The sequence below is a fragment of the Candidatus Hydrogenedentota bacterium genome (genome assembly GCA_035450225.1).
Taxonomy (GTDB): domain Bacteria; phylum Hydrogenedentota; class Hydrogenedentia; order Hydrogenedentales; family SLHB01; genus DSVR01.
In genome coordinates, this window is the sequence record DAOTMJ010000110.1 from 1 (window position 1) to 1,353 (window position 1,353).

Genomic DNA, 1,353 nt, shown 5'->3' on the forward strand with positions numbered 1-1,353 from the left:
GGCGTTCCATTGACGATCCTTGGCGGGCACATGACCGACGCGGAGTATTCGCGGCGCAGTCATTTCAACAAGCTGTATTTGCTCCGCGACCATATCCTTTCGGGCAAGGCCAAACCCTACATCCTGGCCCTCGATGCCGACGATGTACTGCTTTGCGGCTCCATGCTCACCCTCGATTCGGCCTACAACCGCCACTATGACGGCAAGATCGTATTTGGGGCCGAGTGTAAGCTGATGTACAAGATGGCCCAATGGAACCACTATGCGATAGGCGATGGCGCGGACCCGCACGATGAAACCGTTGCAATCAAAAAGCACAGCGAGGCGGAGTGCCGCACGTTCGCGGAATGGAAATATCTCAATGGCGGCATGATGATGGGCCAGCGCGACTCGCTCCTGCTTGCTATCGAGGATGCTATTTCGATTGCCGAGCGGGTGCCGGAGGGGGTGTACAGTTGCGACCAATCGGTGTGGGCTTGGCTCTGGATGAAAGGAAAGCACGGCATCACGCTCGATTTTGAGTGCAGAATGTTCCAGAACTTCAACCACGCCCTCCCGTGGAACTTTGCGCTTGATTATCCAAATTCAGTAGAAGCTAAAGCGGCGCGATCTCGCGCCAAAAATGGCAAGGCCGATGTGGTTTACCTGTTCCACGGCTCCGATACCCGCGATTTGTACCTGTCCATCCGGCTTCTTCGGAAGCACGGAAAGAATCTGGGGGAGATTTTCGTGATTGGCGGGGAGCCTGGCGTACTGGAGGGGGTCAACCATGTACCGTTCCACGATCCGAATGTCAAAAACCGCGAAGCGAACATGACTCGCAAGTGTCTTCTGGCGGCGCACCTTTCCAAAATCACAGAGCGGTTTGTTTTGATGAGCGACGACCAGTTCATAATGCGCGATATGGATTTGGCCGCGCTGCCACTTCGCTACAAGGGAGATTTGGAGCGAGGGCGCATCGAAACGGTTTACGGCCAGCGAACCCGCGAAACTTACCTAGAGTGCCTTCGCCTTGGCCTGCCAACCCTCAATTACAACACGCATTATCCGGTTCCGATCAGCGGCCCGCAGTACATCGAGGCGTTGGGCCTTGTTCCGTGGGACACCGAGGCGGGCGATGGAATCTTGTGCCGGTCCATCTATGGTAATTACATCGGCGGCGGGGAGTTTTGCGTTGACGCAAAGGAACAGGCCCGCCATGCCATTGCCGCGCTCGACGCGCCCGTTATCTCGTTGCCAAACAACGATACGAGCCTGTACGGGCACATCGAGGCGGCGGCGGCGGGTATCTAGCCCCGCGCCTTCTCTTCCGCATCCAGCTTTGCGATGATTGCCTTCGCTTCCAACTTGGCG

Annotated in this window: 1 protein-coding gene; it reads left to right on the forward strand. The window is 56.8% G+C overall.

The features are described 5' to 3' along the window. Positions 1–1,293: hypothetical protein (locus tag P5540_19935; GenBank protein HRT67085.1), on the forward strand; the 1,293-nt coding region annotated here is incomplete at its 5' end. Between the last annotated feature and the right edge of the window lie 60 nt (positions 1,294–1,353).